The sequence below is a fragment of the Limnohabitans sp. genome (genome assembly GCF_023910625.1).
Taxonomy (GTDB): domain Bacteria; phylum Pseudomonadota; class Gammaproteobacteria; order Burkholderiales; family Burkholderiaceae_C; genus Limnohabitans_A.
This window is the reverse complement of sequence record NZ_JAAVVW010000002.1, coordinates 522,378-544,967: the sequence shown is the minus strand read 5'-3', so window position 1 is coordinate 544,967 and position 22,590 is coordinate 522,378. Positions and strand designations below refer to the sequence as shown.

Here is a 22,590-nt window from a genome sequence, read left to right as displayed (position 1 = left end):
GAGGTTCACCACTGTCCGGTTTCCATGCGAATGGCCACTTCGCAGTCTTCAAAAATTTCAAGTTTGGCAATCTTGACGCGCACGCCCAACACGCCGGGCAACTGAATCAGGCGGTTCGAGACTTTGCCGATAAGCGTTTCCAGCAGGTTGATGTGCTCAGCCGTGCATTCGTCGATGATGATTTTGCGCACTTTGCGGTAGTCCAGCACCGAATGGATGTCGTCGTCGCTGGGCAGCAGGGGTTGTGTGCCCAGGTTCAGCTCGGCGTCCACCTGTATCGGTTGCGGGTCGGTTTTTTCGTGTTCCAGGATGCCCAGGTTCGCGTCAAAGCGCAAACCGGTCAGCTCCAGCGTTTGTTGGCCAGCAGGGGTTTTCATGTCGGGCTTTTGGTCTGAAAAATTTCCACCCCAACCGCTTCGCAGTCCGGGTACACATCGGGTTTGCAGCTGGACAGGCGCACTGCCTGCACCTGTGGGTGTGCGATCAGCTCGCGCATCAGGTCATCGCACAAAGTCTCTTGCAGCACGATGTGGCCCTGGGCTACACGCTTGGCGATCACCTCGCGGATGAAGTCGTAGTCCACCACTTCGGCCAGATCGTCTTGAGTGGGGGTGGACGCGCTGTAGGGTACGAACAACTCCACGTTGAAGATGATGCGCTGGGGGCCGAGCTTTTCAAAGTCGTGCGCGCCGATGCGCACGTCCACCGTGTGATTGCGTAAAAACAGGCGGCGGCAGTTCAGCGCCAAATCGGTCATCAGGTCGCTCATGCAGGGTCTTTCGGTTCACCCAAAAACATCACATCGCGCGCCAAAGGCACCAGGTGCTGGCCGTTGTCGACGCACACCGTGGTGCCTGTGATGCAGGGGTTTTGCGCCAGAAAAACGCAAGTCGCCGCCACCTGCGCCGGGTCAATCGGCTCGCGCAGCAAGTTCACGCGGCTGTTGCGGTCAAAATTCTCTTGGGTTTGTGGACCGCTCAAAAACATCAGGCCCGGGGCCACGCCGCACACACGCAAGGGGGCCAGGGCTTGGGCCTGCAAGGCGACGGCACGTTCCAGCGCCAGTTTGGACACGGTGTATGAAAAATAGTCCGGGTTCAGGTTGAACACCTTCTGGTCCAGGATGTGGACCACGCTGCGCTGGCCGGATTTCGCGTTGGGGGCGGATTGCTGCGCCATCAGCGAGGCCAGCAACATGGGCGCGATCAAATTCACTTCGAGTTGCAGGCGCGCGCCGGGCAAGTCCATGGCGGTGCCTTCATCGGGCTCGAACAGCGATGCGTTGTTGATCAAGCAGTCAAGCGGGCCGTGACTTTGCGCGATCTGCGCCATCATCTGTTCGACTTGGTCGCTCTGGGCCAGATCGGCTTGCACGCATTCCACATGGCCCCCAGCCGCCTGCAGCTCAGACTGCAGTGCCTTGGCCGCATCGGCCGAGCGTTGGTAGTGGCACCACACGCGCCAGCCCGCCGCCGCAAATTGGAGGACGATCTCTGCGCCCAGGCGGTGAGCGCCTCCGGTGACCAGAACTTGTTTCATGACGGGGGTAGGGCAGAGGGGACTGCGCAAGAAGATCCAAAGTGACAAAGGGCTGAATTATCGGGCAAGCCATGGATTTGACCCCCGGCACCCCGGCAAACGCCCATACACCTTCGGCGACAATCGCCGCGTGAGCACGCCAAACCCCCATCCCCCTTCCGAACTGACCCTGCGTATCCACCAGGCCATTGCCCAAGCCGGTGGCTGGATCGGTTTTGACCGTTTCATGGCCATGGCCTTGTACGAGCCGGGTTTGGGCTACTACACCAACGCCTTGCAAAAGTTCGGGGCCATGCCCGCTTCGGGCAGCGACTTTGTGACCGCGCCGGGCATGTCCCCGCTGTTTGGCCAAACCCTGGCCGTGCAGGTGCGCCAAGCGCTGCAGGCCACGGGCACCAACGAGGTGTGGGAGTTTGGTGCGGGCACAGGCGCTTTGGCGCTGCAGCTGCTGGACAGCTTGGGCGATGCGGTGCACCGCTACACCATCATCGACTTGTCGGGCACTTTGCGTGCCCGACAGGCCGACACCTTGTTGAAGCATGCCGACAAAGTGCGCTGGCTCGACGCCTGGCCCGACGCCATCGAGGGCGTGGTGGTGGGCAACGAGGTGCTCGACGCGATGCCGGTGCAGCTCTTGCAGCGCACGCAAGGCATCTGGCACGAGCGGGGTGTGGTCAGCGCGGCCGAGGGTGATGGCCTGGGCTTCGCTTGGCAAGACCGCCTGACCGACCTTCGCCCGCCTTTGGACGTCGAAGGCGAGCACGACTATTTGACCGAAATTCACCCCCAAGCTGAAGCCTTCATCGCCAGCTTGGCCGAGCGGTTGTTGGCGGGCCATGGTGGCGCAGCATTTTTTCTGGATTACGGCTTTCCCGAGGGCGAATACTTTCACCCCCAGCGCCACATGGGCACCGTGATGTGCCACCAGCTGCACCAGGCCGACCCAGACGCTTTGGTGGCGGTGGGCCAAAAGGACATCACCGCCCATGTGAACTTCACCGAGGTCGCGCTGGCCGGGCAAAACGCCGGACTGAATGTGCTGGGTTACACCAGCCAAGCCTGGTTCTTGCTCAATCTGGGTATGGCCGAGCGCATGGCCGAGGCCTCTTTGGCCGAGCGCAGCCATGCGCAGCGCCTGATCAACGAACACGAAATGGGCGAGTTGTTCAAAGTGGTCGGTTTTGCAACCTCGTCCAATTGGGTCGCTCAGGGCTTTGCCCGGGGCGACCGCTCGCATCGCCTGTGAGCGGTCTTCCATCCAAAGGCTTGTTATGTTGCGTTGGCTGATCATCGTTTTTCTGATCCTCGTCATCTTCAGCGGCTTGCAGCCCTGGCTGCGCAAACTCGGCTTTGGCCGCCTGCCCGGAGACTTTCGCTTTCGCTTGTTCGGTCGTGAATTTTTCATTCCCATCACAAGCACCTTGCTGCTGAGCATGGTGGCAGCGGGCATCGCGCGCTGGGTGTGAGCTGGCCAGCCGGCAAAAGCGCACTCCACACGAACGTGTTACAGTGCGTCACGCCATTGGCGACTTATGCCCATTCGCTCCTCCAGAGCCGATAGCGCATCCCGGCAGAGGGGTGCCAGTCTTGTCCTCCACTGTGCTCATCGCCCGCCATGCTTTCCAAAGCTGGGCTCAGACGATTTTTTGCTCCCTTTTTGACGCACCTCTGCATGGTGATGTTCAGTCGCAGGCCTTCATGGTTCTGCACAGTGGGGGCTTTTTTGGCAGCAGGACATGCCAAGACCCTTGCCGCCGAACTGCCGCTTAGTGCCATGCAGCGGCCAGATTGCGTTAGATAAAATACATGACGATTCATTACTGTTCACACCAACCCATCTTCATGGGAAAATTTCGAATTCAACCGTGTTCCAGGGCTTTGCCCAATGGCGCATTTGGCGCGCAAGTGTCCGTGGCCAGTGGCCGTGGCAGCGCCAGCACTGACCGCGTGATGCGGTTTGTGCCCGAATTTGCAACGCCTGACGCCGCCAGCCAATACGCCCTCGACGAAGGGGTGTTGTGGGTGGAGCGCCAGTCCTCCAAACCGATCCTGCTTTGAGAAAGACGTTTTAAATGGCTAAAGAAGAACTGATTGAACTGATGGGCGTGGTCAACGAGGTGTTGCCCGACACCCGTTTTCGCGTGACGCTGGACAACGGTCACCAATTGATTGCTTATTCTGCGGGCAAGATGCGCAAAAACCACATCCGCATTTTGGCGGGTGACCGCGTGACGCTCGAACTCTCGCCTTATGACCTGAGCAAAGGCCGCATCAGCTTCCGTCACCTGGCTGGCCGCGCACCGATGGTGCCGCGCCGCCCACCGGCTCGTTGATCCTGTCCGTTTGATTTCGTTGACCTGAGTCAACGCACCAGGCCCTTGAATCGCGCAGCATGGCCCTCAAGTGATTTTCGAACACAAGGGAATCCATGACCGTTTCAGCCGACGCCTTGCACATTGTTTGTCCGCACTGCCACACCACCAACCGGGTGCGTGTGGCCGATGTGCACAACGCACCCGATTGCGGACAATGCCACCAAGCTTTGTTTGACGGACACCCGCTGGCGCTGGACGCGACCAGCTTTGACAAGCACATCCACCGCAGCCATGTGCCGGTGCTGGTCGACTTTTGGGCCCCCTGGTGCGGCCCTTGCCGCATGATGGCCCCGGCTTATGAACAGGCTGCTGGCCTTTTGGAGCCCCAAGTGCGGGTGGCCAAGCTCAACACCGAAGACGCACAGGCCATCTCAGCCCTTTTCAATATCCGCAGCATCCCCACTTTGGCGCTGTTTGTTGGCGGCAAGGAAGTGGCTCGGCAAGCGGGTGCTTTTCGCACCGCGCAAGACATCGCCGACTGGACGCGTTCGCATTTGTGAAGTTGGCTTGTGGTGGGACCGGTTTCCGATCGCGAAGCATCTGGGGTGGGCGGATCGCGGTCAGAGACCGCTCCTACAAAGAAGCTGCGACCGCTTTGACGCGGGCTTGGGTGATTTGTGCACCGATTTGTGGACCCTGGAGGCCTTGGGCCGCCGCTGCTTGCGCGATGGGCGCGGTCTCGACCGACAAAGCCGCTTGTTGCGCCTGCAGCAGCCGCGCGGCCTGCGGGTAAGCCGCATTTTCAAAGCCCAGTCGCCCTCGCGCATCACACTCACACGCTTGCAACACCCGTGCAAAGCGTTCGGGCTGGCGGATGGCGTCGCAGCGTTCCAAGAGGCGCACCAGGGCTTCGGCGTTCAGATCGGCACTGCGGTGGATGTTGCCGTGCTCACGCGCCACCACCTCGGCCAGTTCCTTGCCCTCGGTCGGCACGCGCAGGCGCTCGCACACCTTTTGCAGCAATTTGACGCTGCGGCCTTCGTGGCCAATGTGGCGGGGCAATACGTCGGCGGGTGTGGTGCCCTTGCCCAGGTCGTGCATCAGGCAGGCCACGCGCACAGCCACCGGCGTGTTCAGGCGTGCGGCCATGTCCATCACCAGCATCATGTGCACGCCCGTGTCCACCTCGGGGTGGTATTCGGCCCGTTGCGGCACACCCCAAAGGCGGTCCAACTCAGGCAGCAACACGCGCAGGGCACCACATGCGCGCAGCACCTCGAACATCCGTGAGGGCCGTTCGCTCATCAAGCCTTTGGCCAGCTCCTGCCAGACGCGCTCGGGCACCAGGTGGTCCACTTCGCCTTCCTCGACCATCTGGTGCATCAACGCCATGGTTTCATCGGCTACTGAAAAGTCAGCAAAGCGCGCTGCAAAGCGCGCCACGCGCAAGATGCGCACCGGGTCTTCGGCAAAGGCCTCGGTCACATGGCGCAGCACCTTGGTTTCCAGATCACGCTCGCCGCCGTAGGGGTCGACGATCTGATCAGCCCATTCGCTGGGCAGCGCGTGCGCCATTGCCTCGGGCACGGCCATGGCGTTGACGGTGAGGTCGCGCCGGGCCAGGTCTTCTTCAAGCGTGACATCAGGGTCGGCCTGGACCGCAAATCCTTTGTAGCCCCGGGCCGTTTTGCGCTCGGTGCGGGCCAGGGCGTATTCCTCGCGGCTTTTGGGGTGCAAAAACACCGGAAAGTCTTTGCCCACGGGCAAAAAGCCCTGTGCGCTCATGGCTTCGGGCGTGCTGCCCACCACCACCCAGTCGCGGTCGTTGACAGGCAAGCCCATCAGGGCATCGCGCACCGCACCGCCGACGACAAACACTTGCATGGCCATCGCTGGGCTCAGCGAGCCACCCGGAAGGGCTCTTCAAAGTCGATGAAGTCCTGCTCGGCCAGCGCGTCGTCGATCCAGGCTTTCACGCCGGGCAGGGCGCACACGCGGTCCATGTAGGCGGCCACATCGGCCGGCACGGGCAGGGCGTAAGTTTTGATGCGCATGACCACGGGCGCAAAGTAAGCGTCGGCGATGGTGAATGGGCCAAACAGCATGGGGCCACCGTGCGCTGCCAGCAGGCCGCTCCACAAGCTGCAAATGCGGTCCAGGTCGCCACGAACGGCCGCTTTATCGCGCAGGGCCAAAGCGCCGATCTCGGGCAGGTGCGCTTCGATGTTCATCGGGCAAGCGCTGCGCAAGCCCACAAAGCCGCTGTGCATCTCGGCGCAGACACTGCGCGCACGGGCACGGGCGGCGCGGTCTTGCGGCCATAATTTTTTATCCGGGAATTGTTCGGCCACATATTCGGCAATCGCCAGCGTGTCCCAAATGGCCAGTCCGTCGTGCACCAGCACAGGCACCTTGCCCACCGGGTTCACTTCTTTGAGCGCAGCCTTGAACTGCGAGTCGGGTGCGAAGCTGTCAAACCGCACAAAGACCTCTTCAAAGTCAATGCCCGCCTGGCGCAGCAGCACCCAAGGGCGCATGGACCAGGACGAGTAGTTTTTGTTGGCGATGTAAAGCTGGATCATTGTTTTCTCCCGTGAATCAGAGCCCACATGTTAGCGGTCACGGCTGAAGACGAGGCGCATATTGCACCGCTAAGGTGTGTGAGGGCATGCGGCGGGTGACGATTTTCGGTACCCCGTCATGAGGAACCCGCCGCATGCCCTCTCGCATTCACCCAAGCGCTTCGCTTATGGAATCAGCGCCCCGCGCCTGATCGCCAACGGTTCAACTTGCTTCGCGGGCCGCGGTGACCCAGATAGGTCGGCGCCACTCCCGCAGCCGATGCGGACGTGATGCCCAAGGCCGAAAGGCCTGGCACCAGACCCGTGCCCACGTTGTCCACTTTCATCGACGCCAGGTTGTCCCGGCTCATGAGCGGCTCGCCCGGGGCCAACTCCATGGCCGCAGCTTGCAGCCAGCCCACCCACATCGGCAAACCAATGACTGGGCGACCCCGGCCGTGGTTCACTCCGGCCCACTGGCCAGCGCGTTGCACCAACTCGCCCAAGCTCAGCACGTCCGGGCCGCACAGCTCGTAGGTCTGACCGATGGTGGAGGGTTGTTGCAAGCAGGTCACCACCGCGCGCGCCACGTCGCCCACCCACACTGGGGCAAAGCGTGTGCCGCTGCCTGCCAGGGGCATGAAAGGGGCCACGCTTTGCAGGTCGGCAAACAGGTTGAGGAATTTGTCTTCGGCCCCAAAAATCACACTGGGGCGAAGCACCGTCAGCTGCAGGCCTGCAGCTTGCAAAACCGCTTCGCCGCGCGCCTTGCTGCGCTGGTACATCGAGGGGCCTTGCGGGTCGGCGCCCAGTGCGCTGACATGCACCAAGCGCTGCACGCCCGCTTTTTGCATGGCGCTGGCGATCTTGCCGGGCAAGTTCACATGCACGTTCTCAAAGCGCTGTTCGTTGCCGTGCAGCACCGCCACCAAATTGACCACCGCATCGTGACCGAGCATCAGACGTGCCAGATCGGCTTCGCTGTGCACAGAGGCTTCGATCACTGTGAGTCCGGGCAAACTTTGAACCTTGCCGGCGTTCACGGCCCGGCGGGTGGGCACGGTGATCTGCCAACCCAAGCGCGTCAGTTGTTCGCATACTTGGCGGCCGACAAAGCCGGTACCGCCCAGCACCAGAATGCGTGGGGCGCTCATGTCGCGCTCAAACCGTTGACGGCTTGGTGCATGGCGTCCATGGCCTGAGCCACGATCTGGGAACGCCATTCGTCGGTGTCGACGTAAAACGCATCCATCAGGTCTTGCTTGATCTGTTTTTTCAGGGCTTCAGACGCTTCAGGGTGCAGGTGCAGCCAATGGTCGCCGCGCAAGGCACCGATGACCTTGTCTTGGGTTTGCGTGCCGTATTCCATGGCAATGCCGGTGTACTCGGATTGCGGGCATTCCTGGTAGGCCGACATCCACATCAGGCCGGTGAGGAAGGCTGAGCTGGACGAACCGTCGTAGATGGAGGTGATGCCCTGGCCCCACCAGGCTTTGGCGCGGGTGTAGGCCGCTGCGTCGTCGGCGCAGGCAAAAATGCGCTCGCCCACACCGCTGGGCCCCAGGCCCGTGTGCAGGTCGATCCAGGCCAATTTTTGGCACCGCTGGCCGTACTTTTGCAGTACCCGGCGCAGCGTCAGGTTGCTCCAGGTGGGGGCCTGGCCACCAAAGAACAGGCCGTGCGGAAATTCGTGCTGCCCTTGGGTGACGGCGGCCTGAAAGGCTTTCATGCCGCGCTCAGCGATGAACTGGCCGGTGGCCTCTGCATTGGTGGCATCGGGTGGCCAGACCTCAGGCAGCAGCAAGGGGTGGACCTCGCGGTAGGCCGCGTTCTCGGGCAGGGGCTTGGAAAAGTCCTGAAAGTTGCGGTTGATGTCCACGTTTTCGTGGGTCACCCGGCGCACATGCGAAAAACCGTGCGGGTTGAGCGCATGGATGTAAAGCACGGCCACGCCATTGGCCTTGGCCGCATCGCGCCAAGCGGTGTTTTGCAGGGCGTGGATTTGCACACCCGAGCCGCAGTAGCCCTCCACCCCGTGGCAGGCGCTGCTGATGACCAGCAGCTGCTTCGCATCGGGCGCGCCGTCGAGCACCACGTCCATGGCCAGCGCCTCGCCGTCCCGGCCCTTCAAGGGGTGGATGTTGGCGTCCACCGTGAGGCCCGCTGCATGGGCGGCGTTCAGGAACTTCTGACGGGCTTCGGCATAGCTTTTGGAAAAGCCGGTTTGGATATCGGTCATGCAGGTTATCTTTTCAAGCGGTTTGTGTCGGATTGGCCAGCCATTGCGTGGCCAGTTCGACCCAGTAGGTACCGCCCAATGGGATCAGGTCGTCGTTGAAGTCATAGCTCGGGTTGTGTAGCGTGCAGGGGCCACCGCCGTGGCCCATCTCGCGGTGCGCGCCGTCGCCGTTGCTGATGAACACGTAGGCGCCGGGCTTGGCCTGCAGCATGTACGAGAAATCTTCTGCACCCATGGTGGGCTCTTGGTGCCTCACATGGTCGGCTCCCACAATGCCGCCCATGACTTGGCGGGCAAAGTCGGCTTCAGTGGCGCTGTTGATCGTGGGTGGGTAGTTGCGATGGAACTCAAATTCGCACTGCGCGTCAAAGGCGGTGCAGATCGATTCGGCCACTTGCTTCATGCGCTTTTCGATCAAATCAAGCACCTCGATGCTGAAGGTGCGCACCGTGCCCTGCAGTTCGCAAAAATCAGGCACCACGTTGGTGGCTTCGCCCGCGTGGATCATGGTGACCGAGATCACGCCTGCGTCCACCGGCTTTTTGTTGCGGGTGATGATGGTCTGAAAGCCTTGCACCATTTGGCAGGCGATTGGCACCGGGTCAATGCCGTTGTGCGGCAGCGCAGCGTGGCTGCCTTTGCCACGGATGGTGATCTTGAACTCGTTGCTCGAGGCCATGACCGGGCCGGCGCTGACGGCAAAAGTGCCCACCGGGGCGCCGGGCCAGTTGTGCATGCCAAACACGGCCTGCATGGGGAACTTGTCAAACAGGCCGTCCTTGATCATCTCGCGGGCGCCGCCGCCGCCTTCTTCGGCGGGTTGGAAGATCAGATACACCGTGCCGTCAAAGTCGCGGTGCTTGGAGAAATGATTGGCTGCAGCCAGCAACATGGCCGTGTGGCCGTCGTGGCCGCAAGCGTGCATCTTGCCAGGGTAGCTGCTGGCATGGGCGAAGGTGTTGAACTCCTGCATGGGCAGCGCGTCGATGTCGGCGCGCAAACCAATGCCGCGCCCGCAAGCGCCGCTGTCACGCCCGTGCACGATGCCGACCACACCCGTGGTGCCCATGCCGCGGTGGATGGGGATGCCCCAGTCGGTCAGCTGCTGGGCCACCACATCGGCCGTGCGCACTTCTTGAAAGCACAGCTCGGGGTGGGCGTGGATGTCTTTGCGGATGGCCGCGATGCTGGCCGCGTCGGTGAGGATGGAGTCGAGGATTTTCATGGGTACAGTCTAGCCATACTTGGCCAGGGTTGCCAACACCCCTGTGCACATGGGGGACAAGTGAGCCACCCGTCGAGGGACGGGTTTGCGCCACAATTGCACTGAACCTTCGCCTTCAGCCAGCCCGATCCTTTCCACAGCCCATGACCGACCCCTTTTTGGCCTCTCAGATCGTGCGCGGTGCCTGCCCGCACGACTGCCCCGACACCTGCGCCTTGCTGACCACGGTGGAGAACGGCCGCGCCACCAAAGTGCAAGGCAACCCGGCGCACGCCCAGACCGATGGCGTGTTGTGCACCAAGGTCTCGCGCTACACCGAGCGCACCTACCACCCCGAGCGCCTGTTGCAGCCCATGAAACGCATCGGACCCAAGGGCTCGGGCCAATTTAAAGCTGTGGGCTGGGACGAGGCTTTGGACGCCATCGCCGCGCGCCTGAAAACCATCGCCGCACGCGACCCGCAGGCGGTGCTGCCGTACAGCTATGCGGGCACCATGGGCTTGGTGCAAAGCGAATCGATTGCGGCGCGATTTTTCCACCAACTGGGTGCATCGCTGTTGGATCGCACGATTTGCGCCTCGGCCGGGGCCGAGGCCCTGACGCAAACCTTGGGCAACAAGGTGGGCATGAAGGTCGAGTTTTACGCCGAATCCAAGCTGATCGTCATTTGGGGCAGCAACTCGATTGGCAGCAACCTGCACTTTTGGCGCATCGCCCAAGAGGCCAAGCGCAACGGCGCGAAGCTGGTGTGCATCGACCCCCGGCGCAGCGAAACGGCCGAAAAATGCCACGAACACATCGCCCTGCGCCCCGGCACCGACGCCGCGCTGGCGCTGGCCCTCATGCACGAGCTGATCGTGCATGGCTGGCTCGACCAGGACTACATCGAACGCTACACCCTCGGCTGGGACGCCCTGAAAGCGAGAGCCTTGCAATGGTCGCCCGAACGTGCGGCCGAAGTCTGTGGTGTGCCGGTTGAACAAATCCGCCAGCTGGCCCGCGACTGGGGCACGACCCAGCCCGCCGCCATTCGGCTGAACTACGGCATGCAGCGCGTGCGCGGGGGCGGCAACGCGGTGCGAGCCATTGCTTGCCTGCCCGCGCTCACCGGGGCCTGGCGGCATCGAGCGGGCGGGGTCTTGCTCAGCAGTTCGGGGCATTTCCCGGTGCGGCGTGCAGCCTTGCAGCGGCCCGATTTGTTGGGTGAGCGGCGTCCGCGCACCATCAACATGAGCACGATTGGCGACGACTTGCTGCGCCCTGCTTCGCCCTCGTTTGGCCCGAAGATCGAGGCCTTGGTGGTTTACAACAGCAACCCGGTGGCCGTGGCCCCCGAGTCGGGCAAGGTGGTGCAGGGCTTTGCCCGTGAAGACTTGTTCACCGTGGTGCTGGAGCATTTCCAGACCGACACGGCCGACTACGCCGACTTCATCTTGCCCGCCACCACGCAGCTGGAGCACTGGGACATCCACACCAGTTACGGCCACACCGATGTGCTGCTGAACCGCCCCGCCATTGCGCCCGTGGGCGGTGCACGCACCAACACCGACATCTTCAGGGCGCTGGCCCAGCGCATGGGTTTTGACGATCCGTGTTTTGCCGAAAGCGACGAAAACCTCTGCCGCAGCGCCATTGGCGACGAGAAAGACTTTGAGCAGTTGCTTGAGCATGGCTTTGCTTCGCTGCCCGTGCCCGATGCGCCGTTTGCCCAAGGTGGCTTTCCATCGCCATCGGGAAAGTGCGAGTTTTTTAGCCAGCGCCTGGCCGACCAGGGCCTAGATGGCCTGCCCGACCATCTGCCCAATTACGAAGCGGCTGGCAGCGATGCCCGCTACCCGCTGGCCATGATCTCGCCGCCTGCGCGCAACTTTTTGAATTCCACCTTTGTGAACGTGCAAAGCCTGCGCGACATCGAAGCCGAGCCGGTGCTGGAGATGCACCCGCAAGACGCTGCTGCGCGTGGCGTTGCTGATGGCATGGTCGTCAAAGTGTTCAACGACCGGGGCACTTACCACTGCAAGGTGCGGTTGAACCAGCGTGCGCGACCCGGCGTGGTCAACGGCATGGGCATTTGGTGGCGCAAGCTGGGCCTGAACGGCACCAACGTGAACGAGTTGACCAGCCAGCACCTGACCGACTTGGGCCGTGCGCCCGTGTTTTACGACTGCCTGGTGGAGGTGGCTGCCGATCCCGCTTTCAAACCGACTGTCCATTCTGCGGCCACAGCCAAGGCCTGACGCTTCAAGAAAACCTTTCAAACACCATGCCCGAACTGAACATCGAACGCACACATACCCTGGGACTGGCCGGGGCACGCACTGTGGCCGAGCGCTGGCGCGAACAGGCCGAGCAGGAGTGGGGCATGGTTTGCGAGTCAGCACCCGGCGAATCCGAAGACCGCATGCGCTTTGCGCGCAGTGGTGTGAGCGGTGAATTGGTGGTGACCGATACGCGCTTTGACCTGCAGCTGAAACTGGGTTTTTTGCTGGGCGCTTACAGCGGCAAGATTGAAGAAAAAATCAAGGCCAACCTGGATGCCCTGTTGGGACCAGAACCCTCGGCTTGATTTGTGTACCGCTGGGTCTCAAGGCAAATCTTTGCTCACCTCGGCGATGGACGATTGGCGAGGTCCCACCGAGCCCAGGCGGGCCTTGATGGACTGCGGCTGGCGCGTCAGGATGGCAGCGTAGTTGGTGGTGTTGGACAACACTTTTTTGACGTAATCGCGGGTTTCCTGAAAAGGAATGGTCTCGGCCCAGATGGCAGCCTCCAGCACCGGGCCGTTGCGCCAACTGCGCGGCCTGCTGGGCCCGGCGTTGTATGCGGCAGTGGCCATGGGCATCGAGCCTTCAAAATCGTCAAGAACCAGCTTCAGGTAAGCCGTGCCAATCGTCACGTTCACTTCGCGGTCATTGATTTGCTGCGGCGTGAATCCGCTCAGACCGATTTTCTGGGCCGTCCATTTGGCCGTGGCGGGCATGACCTGCATCAGGCCCGAGGCCCCCACGTGTGAGCGAGCATCCGTGACAAAGCGGCTTTCTTGGCGTATCAGGCCATACACATAGGCCGGGTCCAGTCGGATGTCTTGGGCGCGTCGCACCACGATCTCGCGCAAAGGCATCGGAAAGCGCTGTTCATGGTCCAGCACCTCTTTGGTGCGTTCGCTGGTGTTGATGCAGCGGTCCCACACCTGTCGCTGGCAGGCCAGGTCGGCGGCAGCCAGCAGTTCGCGATCAGGCATGCCGCCAGGCGTGTGCAGGTTGGTGCTGTAGTTCCATTCGCGGTTGCCCTCAGGTCTCAGGCCCATGGCAATCGCGTGCAAAGCCCGTTGCAGCCCTGGGTGGTGGAGGGCCGTGGTTTTTTCTGGGGCAGTCAAAGGGGCGGGACGCTCAGGCACCGTGATGGCTTGGCCCAACTCTTCGAGTGCAAGTTGTTCATAGAAGCCACGCACACTGGCGATCTGGGCCAACAAGGACTGCGCCTCAAGTCGCTGCGCCTCATTGGGCCCGATGGCCAACAAAGCGCGTGCTCGCCAGTAAGACCAGGCGGGGTCTTGGCGTGTGGCCGCCGTCATGGCCCCGGTGGCCGAGAGCACCTGCTGCCATTGGCTTTGGCGCAGGGCGGCGCGCACTTTCCAGATGAGCAGGTCGTCGTTCAAATCACTGTCTTTTTGCACCCTCGAAAAATAGGTGCTGGCGTTGTCCTGTAGTTTTTGTGCGGCTTGTTTGCCGATCGCGCCCCAGGTCCAGTTGCGCTCTTCGGCACTGAGTTGGATGGCCCAGCGACGACTCAGCAAATCGGCGGCTTCATCCGGGTCTTTGGCGGCCAGCCGGATCAGGGCCAGCACCGCCAATTCCTTTCGGCTCTTGGTGACGGCGACGATGCGCTTGTCCAGGTATTGGGCCGGGTCTGCGTGAATCAGTGCCACTTGCTCGGACAGGCGGGGCGCTTCAATGTCCACCGCAGCCTGCGCTGCGCGGGGGCGGTTGGCGTCCATCGCAATGCGGGCCTTGCGCCACAAATCTAGGCCATTGATCTGTTTGCCCGAATGCAAATGGTCGATCACATAGGTGCACCCATCGTCCAGCTCGCGCAGCGAATACCACAAGCGTTTGGCTTCTTCGGCGACGTCGGCCTTGCTGTTCATGGCCTCGGTCGCCAGCGCGTAGCACCGCACTTCGCGGTCATCTCGCATGCGGTAACGCGGATATTCGGCGGTAAAAGTGGCCCATTGACGGCGTTTGCCCAATTGCAAAAGCCAGTCGTTGCGCAGCCGGTCTTCGTAGTAGCTGCCTGCATAGGCAGTCAAAAAGCCGCGAATTTCCGACTCGGGTGCTGTGTCCAGGCGGGAGCGCATTTCCCAATAGGCCGCCAAAGGCTCCAGCACATGGCCACGGGTTTGGGGCAGCAGTGCTGAAAGGCGTTTTTTGTCACCTTTTCGAAAAGCCTGGTGCATCTCCAGGATAAGCTCATCGCCCCTGTTCTGGGGCTGGGCTTGGGCATGGGCGGGGATGCTCCATGGGCCAGTTGCGGTCAAGGCGCAAACCAGTGTCAAAATCAATGGATATTTCATGGGTCGATTATGGACAAAGCCGAAGCAAAACGTGCCTTGAGAAAAACCTTGATTCAAGAAAGGTTGAACCTGCCTGACCGATTGGCACGCGCTGAAGCCCTGCAACGCGTGATGCGCATCTGGTTGTTTGACCGTCCGGACACCGTCATCGGTGCGTACTGGCCCATCAAGGGCGAGTTCGATCCGCTGCCGGTCCTGCACCGCTGGAAAGAAGACGGCGAGTTGAACGGCGAGCCGCAGCGCCGCCGCATTGGCCTGCCCGTGGTCAATAAGCTGCACAAAACCCTCACCTTCCACACCTGGTACCCCGGCTGCCCGATGGAAGAAGACGCCTACGGTATCCCCAAACCCAAAGACACCGAAGTCATCGTGCCCACCTTGCTGTTTGTGCCCTGCGTGGGCTATGGCATTGGCGGCTGCCGCCTGGGCTACGGCGGGGGCTTTTACGACCGCACCCTGGCCACCTTGCAGCCCAAGCCCTTCACCGTGGGGCTGGGCTATACCCATGGGTTTCTGGATGAATTGGAGCCCGAAGAACACGACGAACCGCTGGACGCGATCCTGAACGACAACGGCGTGGTCTGGCCGGTTTGAGCCAGAGCCGGTGCAACCATGGCCCGACCCAAATCCGCCACCCACGACATCAAGCGCGCCGCGATTCTCGATATTGCGGCGCAATGCTTTGCCCAGTGCAGCTACCCAGCGGCCAGCATGAACGAAATTGCCACCGCCTGCGGCACCTCCAAGGCGCGGCTGTACCACTATTACAACAGCAAAGAGGCGATCCTGTTTGACCTGCTGGACCGCCACACCAACCGCTTGCTGGCATTGATCGCCCAGACCGAAGCCCATGCTCAGCGCAACAACCTGGACGACCGGGCCACCTTGCACGCCCTGGTGCGGGCGTTTTTGCAGGAATACGAAAGCTCGGCCACCCGGCATGCGGCTTTGCTCAACGACACGCAATTTTTGAGCGACGCACCAGACGCTGCTTTGGGCGCGGCCCCGCTGTCGCCCCGCGTCCTCATCCTCAACCGCCAGCGCGACATCGTTGCCGCCATGACGCGGTTCATGAAGCGCGCCTACCCCGAGCGCCTGAACCCGTCCAACCAGACCGCCTTGACCATGATGCTGTTGGGGATGATCAACTGGACCTTCACCTGGCTGCGCCCTGGAGGACCCATCAGCTACGCCGCGTTTGCCGAAGAAGTCATTGCCATGCTTGAAAAAGGGCTGGGTCAGCCTCAGTGAAGACATTTGGCGATTCAACAATCCGTAACGCATTTCGTTTAGGTAAAATCCACTCCATTCACTGACCGGAGAAATTTCCATGTCCACTGCCCCCGCCCAAGCCCCTGTCAAAGCCTTCGCCAGCCAGGCCGACCTGACCGAAAAGAAGATCACTTTCGAGCAACTCAGCCAACACTGCTGGGCCTACACCGCCGAGGGGGACCCCAACTCGGGTGTGATCATCGGGGACCGTTACATCATGGTGAGCGACGCCACGGCCACCCCGGACATGGCGAGAGACTTGATCAAGAAGATTCGCACCGTCAGCGACTTGCCCATCAAGTACGTGCTGCTGACCCACTACCACGCAGTGCGCGTGTTGGGGGCCTACGCCTATGCCGCCGAAGGCGCGACCGAGATCATTGCCAGTGAAGGCACTTTGGGCCTGATCCAGGAGCGCGGCGCGCAAGACATGAAAAGTGAGATGGAGCGCTTTCCGCGCCTGTTCCTTGGCGCTGACAGCATCCCCGGCCTGACCTGGCCGACCATGGTGGTCGGCGGCGGCAACCCCACAAAAGGCGAAGTGCCCGGCAAGCTGAGCATCAACCTGGGCGGCGTGGTGGTGCAAATCTGGCATCCGGGCCCGGGGCACACCCGTGGTGACACGATCGCTTGGGTGGAAGAAGAAAAAGTGCTGTTCTCGGGCGATTTGGTCGAGTACGAAGCCGGCGTGTACACGGGTGATGCCCAGCTCGAAGAATGGCCCGCCACGCTGGAGGCGCTGCGCGCCCTGAAGGCCGAGTTCATTGTGCCTGGCCGCGGCGAAGCCATGAAGGGCAATGCCAACGTCAACAAGGCGCTGGACTACACCAAGCGCTGGGTCCAAATGCTGTACAAAGCAGGCCAGGAAGCCGTGGCCGCCAAGATGGACCTCAAAGCCGCCATGGCCCACACGCGCAAGAGCATGGACCCGATTTTTGGCCATGTGTTCATTTACGAGCACTGCTTGCCGTTTGACGTGACACGTGCCTACGACGAAGCCAGCGGCATCAAAAACCCCCGCATCTGGACGGCCGAGCGCGACATGGCAATGTGGCAGGCGCTGCAAAGCTGACCAGCCAGCCCGGTCCCGGGTGAGCCGTCAAAAAGGTTTCGGGCTCGTGCTTCAGGGCAGCAGCAGGTCCCGCAAGTCGCGCTCGTAGGCGCGGATGCGGCGTGTGGCACGCTGGCGCTGTTCGGGGGTGGTGCTGTTGTGCAGTTGGCTCAGGTTGTTGCAGGCTTGCTGCGACATGGCTTGCATCACACCCGCGCCCACTGGGTCAGACGGTTTGAGCCAGCGCTGCCAAACGCCCCACAACTCGGCTTCGACCTGGGCCACAGGCATCTGGCTTTGCGACACCCGCTGCAGCGTGGCCAGCAGGTCTTTCTGGCGTCGCTGGCGGTCCTGTCGACCCCATTCGGCGGTCCAGGGTGACAGCGCCAGTTGGGCCTTGATCAATGCGCTTTGATCCGCATTCAGGGAGCCATAAAAATCGCTGTAGCGGTTCATCAACCGCTCCACACGGCGCTCCATGCGCGCTTGATCATCTCCGCGCAGCCAGTCTTTCTCCCAGTTTTCGTTTTTGCCCTCCCAATGGCGAGCCATGTGGCTGAGCTGGCGTGGCCCCAGCAACATGGCCAACGGGGCGGCTTGGCGCACCGCCTCGCGCATCAGGCGATCCATGCGGTTTTGCACTTCGGCAAAGGCACCGCAAAGCTGCGCGGGCTCGGCCGTGTTCAGGCTCCACTGGGTTTGATTTTGCAAAAAACTGACATACCTGGGCAGCTCTTCGCGGCGGTGCCATTGGTGCAACAGATCCAGCGCCTCCTTGGCCCGCACCGATTGCTCACTGTTGAACGACACCGTGCTGTCCAGCCACCAATAAGACAGGGTGGGCAGTTGTTGGTAACCGAGTTTGACCGCGCTGCAGCCTTGTAGTGCCAGCAAGAGGATAAGGGTCAGGAATGGCCGCATCATGGCCGCATACCACCAGCGGCAGGCAACACACAGTCGGGCCTCTTGCAAGTTGTCGTCAGTGAAGGTGTTTTCATTCAAAGCTCCGCAGGTGAGTGACACACATCGGGTTCAAGCATGCGCCAGTCCCACGCCCCGCGCTGATTGTCCTCCCAATACGAAAGCCACACCCGAACAGAGATCAAATGGGCCACATATGCCCGACACGTCTGGTGATAATGGCTGCCTGCGAAGGCGGCCTGGTTCACGGGCCTTTTGCAATACATTTCACAGCACTACAGAAAGACCTGCATGAGTTCTACTCCCCCACCGATTGACGTGGTCGTGATGGCCGCCGGCAAAGGCACTCGGATGAAAAGCCGCTTGCCCAAAGTGCTGCAGCGCTTGGCGGGAGTGCCGCTGGTGCAGCATGTGCTGAACACAGCGGCGCAACTGAATGCACGTTCGGCCGTGGTCATCACGGGGCATCGTGCCGACCAAGTGGAGCCTCTGGTGCTGGCCCTGGGACAGGCGCTGACGGTCCAATGCGTGCGCCAGGAGCCGCAGTTGGGCACTGGCCATGCCGTGCAGCAAGCCGTGCCCGTGCTGGCCGACGATGGTGTGGTGGTGGTCTTGTCGGGCGATGTGCCGCTGACCCAAGCGGGCACCCTGCAAGCGCTGATCGACCAATGCGGCGGCCAACAATTGGCGCTGCTGACCATCGACATGGCCGATCCCGCGGGGTATGGCCGCATCTTGCGCGAGGGTGACGTGGTGCAAGCCATCGTGGAACAAAAAGACGCGACCGATGCGCAGCGCCAAATCAGCGAGGTGTACAGCGGCATCATGGCCGTGCCCGCGCGCCGGCTCAAAGCCTGGCTGGCCCGTCTGGACAACCAAAACGCCCAGGGCGAGTACTACCTGACCGACGTGGTCAAGTTCGCCGTGGCCGATGGTGTGCCCGTGGTGGCCCATAAGATTACCGATGTGCTGCAAGTGGCGGGCATCAACAGCCCGGTGCAACTGGCCGAGCTCGAGCGCGCCCACCAACTGCGCCAGGCGCACCGATTGATGGTGGAAGGCGTGCGCCTGCAAGACCCGGCTCGCTTTGACTTGCGCGGCCAGCTCGATTGCGCGCAAGACGTCGAAATCGACGTGAACTGCATTTTTGAAGGCCAGGTGTTTTTGGGCGAGGGCGTGAAGATCGGTGCGAACTGCGTGATTGCCAACTGCACCATCGCAGCCGGCGCGGTGATCCACCCCTTCACCCACATCGACGGCGAAAAACTCGGCGTGTCGGTGGGCGAGGGCGCCCTGATTGGCCCCTTTGCCCGTCTGCGCCCTGGCGCGCAACTGGGGCCCGAGGTGCACATCGGCAACTTTGTCGAGGTCAAAAATTCAACGATGGCCAAGGGTGCCAAGGCCAACCACCTGGCCTATCTGGGCGACGCCACCGTGGGCGAGCGCGTGAACTATGGCGCAGGCAGCATCACCGCCAATTACGACGGGGCCAACAAACACCGCACCGTGATCGAGGCCGACGTGCACATTGGCAGCAACTGCGTGCTGGTGGCCCCGGTCACCATTGGCGCAGGCGGCACCGTGGGCGGCGGCTCTACGATTACCAAGAGCACCGAACCCGGTGTTCTGAGCGTGGCGCGTGGTAAGCAGGTCAGCATCGCGAACTGGGCGCGGCCTGTCAAAAAGCCGAAAACTTGATAATCGAACGGTTCAATCGAACGATTCGGTCGTTTGGTGCTATATTGACGCCATGCAAACCCTGACCGCCAACGAAGCCAAAACCCAGTTCGGCCATTTCATCGATTTGGCGCAACGCGAGCCCGTGCGCGTCATGCGCCGCGATCGTGTGGTCGGCGTCATGGTCTCGGCGCACGACTACGAAGCCATGCGTGAGTTTTATGCCAACCGCCTGCAACACACCTTGGTGGACACGGCGGCCAAGGCAGAGCAAGCGGGCTTGACCCCTGATCTGCTGGAAGATTTGCTGCGTGACGAGTCTTAAGCTGGTCATTGACACCAACATCCTCATCAGCGCCGCACTGTCTGCACAAGGTGCACCCGCCAAGATGGTGCTGTGTGCATTGGCTCGGCACCGTTTGGTGTTTTCTCAAGCGACGTTTGATGAACTGCGCACGCGGATTTATCGACCCAAATTTGACCGGTACATCTCTTTGGACGACCGCGAGCGTTTGTTGCGCGACTTCAATGCCAGCGCGATGTGGGTGGAGGCAGGAGCACCTGGGCTGTATTGCCGGGATCGCGATGACGACCATTTCATTGAAGCTGCACTGAAGGCCCAAGCCGATTACTTGGTCAGCGGCGACAAGGATTTGCTGGAAGCGCCCCCCGTGCAAGGACTGCGAGTCGTGTCAGTCCATCAGGCACTGGAAGTTTTGGGGCTTTAGCCACGGGCCAACACGGGCCAAGCCGTCGTGAACTTGGCCCGCTTGGTCGCAAAAAAAGCTTTCACATTGCGCACATTGGCGTCTTGGGTGAACAGGGTTTGGCTGATCGCCAGGTAGTGCGGCATGTCGCGGGCCTGCACCACCAGCACAAAGTCGGGGCCTGGGGATACGCGCCAGCATTGCTGCACCGCATCGAGCGCCACCGCGCGGGCCTCAAAAGCGTCCAGGTGTTCGCTGCCTTGGCGGTCCAGGGACACCTCGACCAAGGCGCTCAGCCCATGGCCCAAGCTGGCGGCCAGTTTGTCGGTGCTCAGGACCGCCACCTGGCGCTCAATCCAGCCGCCCTCGGTCAGCCGCTTGACGCGGCGAAGGCAAGTGGGGGGCGAGACGTTCACCCGCTCGGCCAGCGCCACATTGCTGATGCTGGCATCGCGCTGCAGGGCATCGAGCAGTTGCAGGTCGATGAAATCGATTTCTTTTAGTTCCATGAATGAAATTCTATTGGAATTAAATTTCATATTTAAATTTTTGTGAAATAGATAATCTTTTTTTGAGCGATATTGATGGGATATTTCTTGCTGGTTTCCATAACATCCCTCCATTCCCCTGATTTGGAGTTGGTCTTATGTGTGGCATCGTCGGCGCCGTTTCTTCCCGCAACATCGTTCCCATCCTCGTTCAAGGCCTGCAACGGCTCGAATACCGGGGCTATGACTCCTGCGGCGTGGCCGTGCACGCGGCCAGCCTGAGCGGCGGCACGGGTGGCTTGCAACGCGCCCGCAGCACATCTCGCGTGGCCGAGCTGATGGACCAGGTCACGGCCGACCACATCGAAGGCGGCACCGGCATCGCCCACACGCGTTGGGCCACACACGGCGCGCCTGCCGTGCACAACGCGCACCCGCACTTCAGCCACGGCACGGGCGCAGCCGACACCAAGCCAGGCAAGGTGGCTTTGGTACACAACGGCATCATCGAAAACCACGAAGAGCTGCGCGCCGCCCTGCAAGCCAAGGGCTATGTGTTTTTGAGCCAGACCGACACCGAAGTCATCGCCCACCTGGTGGACAGCGTGTACGACGGCGACATTTTTGAAGCCGTCAAGACCGCCATCCGCCAGCTGCATGGCGCGTATGCCATTGCCGTGTTCCACAAAGACGAGCCGCAGCGCGTGATTGGTGCGCGCGCCGGCTCGCCCCTCATTCTGGGTGTGGGCCAGGGCGAAACATTTTTGGCCAGCGACGCGATGGCGCTGGCGGGCGTGACCGACCAGATCGTCTACTTGGAAGAGGGCGACGTGGTCGATATCCAGCTGGGCAAATACTGGGTGGTGGACCGCGATCACAAAGCCGTGACCCGCGCCGTGAAGACCGTGCATGCCCACAGCGGCGCGGCCGAGCTGGGCCCATATCGCCACTACATGCAAAAGGAAATCTTCGAGCAGCCGCGTGCCATTGCCGACACGCTCGAAGGTGTGGAAGGCATCACGCCCGAGCTGTTTGGCGACGGCGCCTATTCCACATTCAAGGCCATCGACAACGTGCTGATCCTGGCCTGCGGCACCAGCTACTACAGCGGCTGCGTGGCCAAGTACTGGATCGAAGCCATTGCCAAAGTGCCTTGCCAGGTCGAGATCGCCAGCGAATACCGCTACCGCGAATCGGTGCCCAACCCCAACACGCTGATCGTCACCATCACCCAAAGCGGCGAGACCGCCGACACCCTGGCCGCGCTGCGCCACGCGCAAAGCCTGGGCATGACGCACACACTCACCATTTGCAACGTGTCCACCAGCGCCATGGTGCGCGAGTGCAAACACGCCTATGTGACCCGCGCGGGGGCCGAGATCGGTGTGGCGTCCACCAAAGCCTTCACCACGCAGCTGGCAGGCTTGTTCTTGCTGACGCTGGCGCTGGCTCAGACCAAAGGGCGCCTCAGTGACGAAGAAGAAGCCGGGCACATCAAAGCCATGCGCCACCTGCCCGCCGCGCTGCAAGCTGTGCTGGCGCTGGAGCCGCAAATCATCGCCTGGGCACAAGAATTCGCCAGCAAAGAAAACGCGCTGTTCTTGGGCCGGGGTACGCACTATCCGATCGCGCTGGAAGGCGCGCTCAAGCTCAAAGAGATCACCTACATCCACGCCGAAGCTTATGCGGCGGGCGAACTCAAGCACGGCCCGCTGGCTTTGGTGACCAGTGCCATGCCCGTAGTGACGGTGGCCCCCAATGACCAGCTGCTCGAAAAGCTCAAGAGCAACATGCAAGAAGTGCGCGCCAGAGGCGGTGTGCTGTACGTGCTGGCCGATGGCGACACCAAGATCGAGAGCAGCGAAGGCGTGAACGTCATCCGCATGCCCGAGCACTATGGCGTGCTGTCACCCATCCTGCATGTGGTGCCGCTGCAGCTGCTCAGCTACCACACGGCGTGTGCACGGGGGACGGATGTGGATAAGCCGAGGAATTTGGCGAAAAGCGTGACGGTGGAGTAGT

Annotated in this window: 25 protein-coding genes; 14 read left to right on the top strand and 11 right to left on the bottom strand. The window is 61.7% G+C overall.

Features of this window, described 5'->3' with window-relative positions:
* Positions 1-5: 5 nt before the first annotated feature.
* Genes HEQ17_RS02700 through HEQ17_RS02690 form a run of 3 tightly spaced genes read right to left on the bottom strand, consistent with a single transcriptional unit; the run spans position 6 to position 1,539 of the window.
* Positions 6-377, bottom strand: a complete 372-nt coding sequence (locus HEQ17_RS02700) for a dihydroneopterin aldolase (RefSeq protein ID WP_296291155.1) — start codon at positions 375-377, stop codon at positions 6-8.
* Positions 374-769 (bottom strand): dihydroneopterin aldolase, encoded by a 396-nt coding sequence (locus tag HEQ17_RS02695; protein ID WP_296291154.1) that lies wholly within the window; start codon positions 767-769, stop codon positions 374-376. The genes HEQ17_RS02700 and HEQ17_RS02695 overlap by 4 nt, the downstream gene beginning before the upstream one ends.
* Positions 766-1,539, bottom strand: coding sequence for an SDR family oxidoreductase (locus HEQ17_RS02690; protein ID WP_296291153.1), 774 nt, complete (start codon positions 1,537-1,539; stop codon positions 766-768). The genes HEQ17_RS02695 and HEQ17_RS02690 overlap by 4 nt, the downstream gene beginning before the upstream one ends.
* 130 nt (positions 1,540-1,669) lie before the next feature.
* Between HEQ17_RS02690 and HEQ17_RS02685 the strand changes: the two genes are divergently transcribed.
* The 5 genes from HEQ17_RS02685 to trxC all read left to right on the top strand — a co-directional run bounded on the left by HEQ17_RS02685 (position 1,670) and on the right by trxC (position 4,414).
* Complete coding sequence (locus HEQ17_RS02685) at positions 1,670-2,785, top strand: SAM-dependent methyltransferase (protein WP_296291152.1); 1,116 nt, start codon at positions 1,670-1,672, stop codon at positions 2,783-2,785.
* 25 nt (positions 2,786-2,810) lie between these two features.
* A complete protein-coding gene (locus tag HEQ17_RS02680; RefSeq protein WP_296291151.1) occupies positions 2,811-3,005 on the top strand; it encodes a DUF2905 domain-containing protein in 195 nt (64 codons plus the stop codon).
* Positions 3,006-3,381: 376 nt separating this feature from the next.
* The gene (locus tag HEQ17_RS02675) at positions 3,382-3,597 is read left to right on the top strand and encodes a hypothetical protein (protein WP_296291150.1); all 216 of its coding nucleotides are present in this window, start codon (positions 3,382-3,384) and stop codon (positions 3,595-3,597) included.
* A gap of 14 nt (positions 3,598-3,611) precedes the next feature.
* Positions 3,612-3,872: a translation initiation factor IF-1 gene (gene infA, locus HEQ17_RS02670; protein WP_296291149.1), complete on the top strand. Its 261-nt coding sequence runs from the start codon at positions 3,612-3,614 to the stop codon at positions 3,870-3,872.
* Between the two features lie 95 nt (positions 3,873-3,967).
* Positions 3,968-4,414 (top strand): thioredoxin TrxC, encoded by a 447-nt coding sequence (gene trxC / locus HEQ17_RS02665; RefSeq protein ID WP_296291148.1) that lies wholly within the window; start codon positions 3,968-3,970, stop codon positions 4,412-4,414.
* 73 nt (positions 4,415-4,487) lie between these two features.
* Here trxC and HEQ17_RS02660 read toward each other — a convergent pair whose 3' ends face one another.
* The 5 genes from HEQ17_RS02660 to HEQ17_RS02640 all read right to left on the bottom strand — a co-directional run bounded on the left by HEQ17_RS02660 (position 4,488) and on the right by HEQ17_RS02640 (position 9,879).
* On the bottom strand, positions 4,488-5,738 hold the full coding sequence (locus tag HEQ17_RS02660; protein WP_296291147.1) for a multifunctional CCA addition/repair protein: 1,251 nt from the start codon (positions 5,736-5,738) through the stop codon (positions 4,488-4,490).
* A gap of 14 nt (positions 5,739-5,752) precedes the next feature.
* Positions 5,753-6,436, bottom strand: coding sequence for a glutathione S-transferase family protein (locus tag HEQ17_RS02655; protein WP_296291146.1), 684 nt, complete (start codon positions 6,434-6,436; stop codon positions 5,753-5,755).
* A gap of 173 nt (positions 6,437-6,609) precedes the next feature.
* Entirely contained in the window at positions 6,610-7,569 is a 960-nt protein-coding gene (locus HEQ17_RS02650) for a complex I NDUFA9 subunit family protein (protein WP_296291145.1), read from the bottom strand.
* Positions 7,566-8,654 (bottom strand): M14 family metallopeptidase, encoded by a 1,089-nt coding sequence (locus HEQ17_RS02645; protein ID WP_296291144.1) that lies wholly within the window; start codon positions 8,652-8,654, stop codon positions 7,566-7,568. The genes HEQ17_RS02650 and HEQ17_RS02645 overlap by 4 nt, the downstream gene beginning before the upstream one ends.
* Positions 8,655-8,667: 13 nt before the next feature.
* Complete coding sequence (locus HEQ17_RS02640; RefSeq protein WP_296291143.1) at positions 8,668-9,879, bottom strand: M20 aminoacylase family protein; 1,212 nt, start codon at positions 9,877-9,879, stop codon at positions 8,668-8,670.
* A gap of 143 nt (positions 9,880-10,022) precedes the next feature.
* On the opposite strand from HEQ17_RS02640, the gene HEQ17_RS02635 reads away from it, so the two are divergent.
* Together HEQ17_RS02635 and HEQ17_RS02630 are read left to right on the top strand one after the other, a co-directional pair.
* Positions 10,023-12,116, top strand: a complete 2,094-nt coding sequence (locus HEQ17_RS02635; RefSeq protein ID WP_296291142.1) for a molybdopterin oxidoreductase family protein — start codon at positions 10,023-10,025, stop codon at positions 12,114-12,116.
* A gap of 26 nt (positions 12,117-12,142) precedes the next feature.
* Positions 12,143-12,445, top strand: coding sequence for a polyhydroxyalkanoic acid system family protein (locus tag HEQ17_RS02630; protein ID WP_296291141.1), 303 nt, complete (start codon positions 12,143-12,145; stop codon positions 12,443-12,445).
* Between the two features lie 18 nt (positions 12,446-12,463).
* Here the strand turns inward: HEQ17_RS02630 and HEQ17_RS02625 are convergent, their stop codons facing one another.
* Positions 12,464-14,452, bottom strand: coding sequence for a lytic transglycosylase domain-containing protein (locus tag HEQ17_RS02625; protein ID WP_296291140.1), 1,989 nt, complete (start codon positions 14,450-14,452; stop codon positions 12,464-12,466).
* A gap of 9 nt (positions 14,453-14,461) precedes the next feature.
* On the opposite strand from HEQ17_RS02625, the gene HEQ17_RS02620 reads away from it, so the two are divergent.
* From HEQ17_RS02620 to HEQ17_RS02610, 3 genes are all read left to right on the top strand, one after another.
* A complete protein-coding gene (locus tag HEQ17_RS02620) occupies positions 14,462-15,046 on the top strand; it encodes a 5-formyltetrahydrofolate cyclo-ligase (RefSeq protein ID WP_296291139.1) in 585 nt (194 codons plus the stop codon).
* Between the two features lie 18 nt (positions 15,047-15,064).
* A complete protein-coding gene (locus HEQ17_RS02615; protein WP_296291138.1) occupies positions 15,065-15,703 on the top strand; it encodes a TetR/AcrR family transcriptional regulator in 639 nt (212 codons plus the stop codon).
* A gap of 79 nt (positions 15,704-15,782) precedes the next feature.
* Entirely contained in the window at positions 15,783-16,796 is a 1,014-nt protein-coding gene (locus HEQ17_RS02610) for an MBL fold metallo-hydrolase (RefSeq protein WP_296291137.1), read from the top strand.
* Between the two features lie 51 nt (positions 16,797-16,847).
* On the opposite strand, the gene HEQ17_RS02605 is transcribed toward HEQ17_RS02610, so the two are convergent.
* Positions 16,848-17,798, bottom strand: coding sequence for a DUF6279 family lipoprotein (locus HEQ17_RS02605; RefSeq protein ID WP_296291136.1), 951 nt, complete (start codon positions 17,796-17,798; stop codon positions 16,848-16,850).
* 189 nt (positions 17,799-17,987) lie between these two features.
* On the opposite strand from HEQ17_RS02605, the gene glmU reads away from it, so the two are divergent.
* The 3 genes from glmU to HEQ17_RS02590 are packed head-to-tail and all read left to right on the top strand — an operon-like array spanning position 17,988 to position 20,101.
* The gene (gene glmU, locus HEQ17_RS02600) at positions 17,988-19,394 is read left to right on the top strand and encodes a bifunctional UDP-N-acetylglucosamine diphosphorylase/glucosamine-1-phosphate N-acetyltransferase GlmU (protein ID WP_296291135.1); all 1,407 of its coding nucleotides are present in this window, start codon (positions 17,988-17,990) and stop codon (positions 19,392-19,394) included.
* A 52-nt stretch (positions 19,395-19,446) separates the two neighbouring features.
* Positions 19,447-19,698, top strand: a complete 252-nt coding sequence (locus HEQ17_RS02595) for a type II toxin-antitoxin system Phd/YefM family antitoxin (RefSeq protein ID WP_296291134.1) — start codon at positions 19,447-19,449, stop codon at positions 19,696-19,698.
* On the top strand, positions 19,685-20,101 hold the full coding sequence (locus HEQ17_RS02590) for a putative toxin-antitoxin system toxin component, PIN family (protein WP_296291133.1): 417 nt from the start codon (positions 19,685-19,687) through the stop codon (positions 20,099-20,101). Before HEQ17_RS02595 ends, HEQ17_RS02590 begins: the two co-directional genes overlap by 14 nt.
* On the opposite strand, the gene HEQ17_RS02585 is transcribed toward HEQ17_RS02590, so the two are convergent.
* Entirely contained in the window at positions 20,098-20,589 is a 492-nt protein-coding gene (locus HEQ17_RS02585; RefSeq protein ID WP_296291132.1) for an Lrp/AsnC family transcriptional regulator, read from the bottom strand. The two genes, HEQ17_RS02590 and HEQ17_RS02585, sit on opposite strands and share 4 nt — an antisense overlap.
* Before the next feature lie 137 nt (positions 20,590-20,726).
* On the opposite strand from HEQ17_RS02585, the gene glmS reads away from it, so the two are divergent.
* A complete protein-coding gene (gene glmS / locus HEQ17_RS02580) occupies positions 20,727-22,589 on the top strand; it encodes a glutamine--fructose-6-phosphate transaminase (isomerizing) (RefSeq protein ID WP_296291131.1) in 1,863 nt (620 codons plus the stop codon).
* Position 22,590 lies beyond the last annotated feature (1 nt).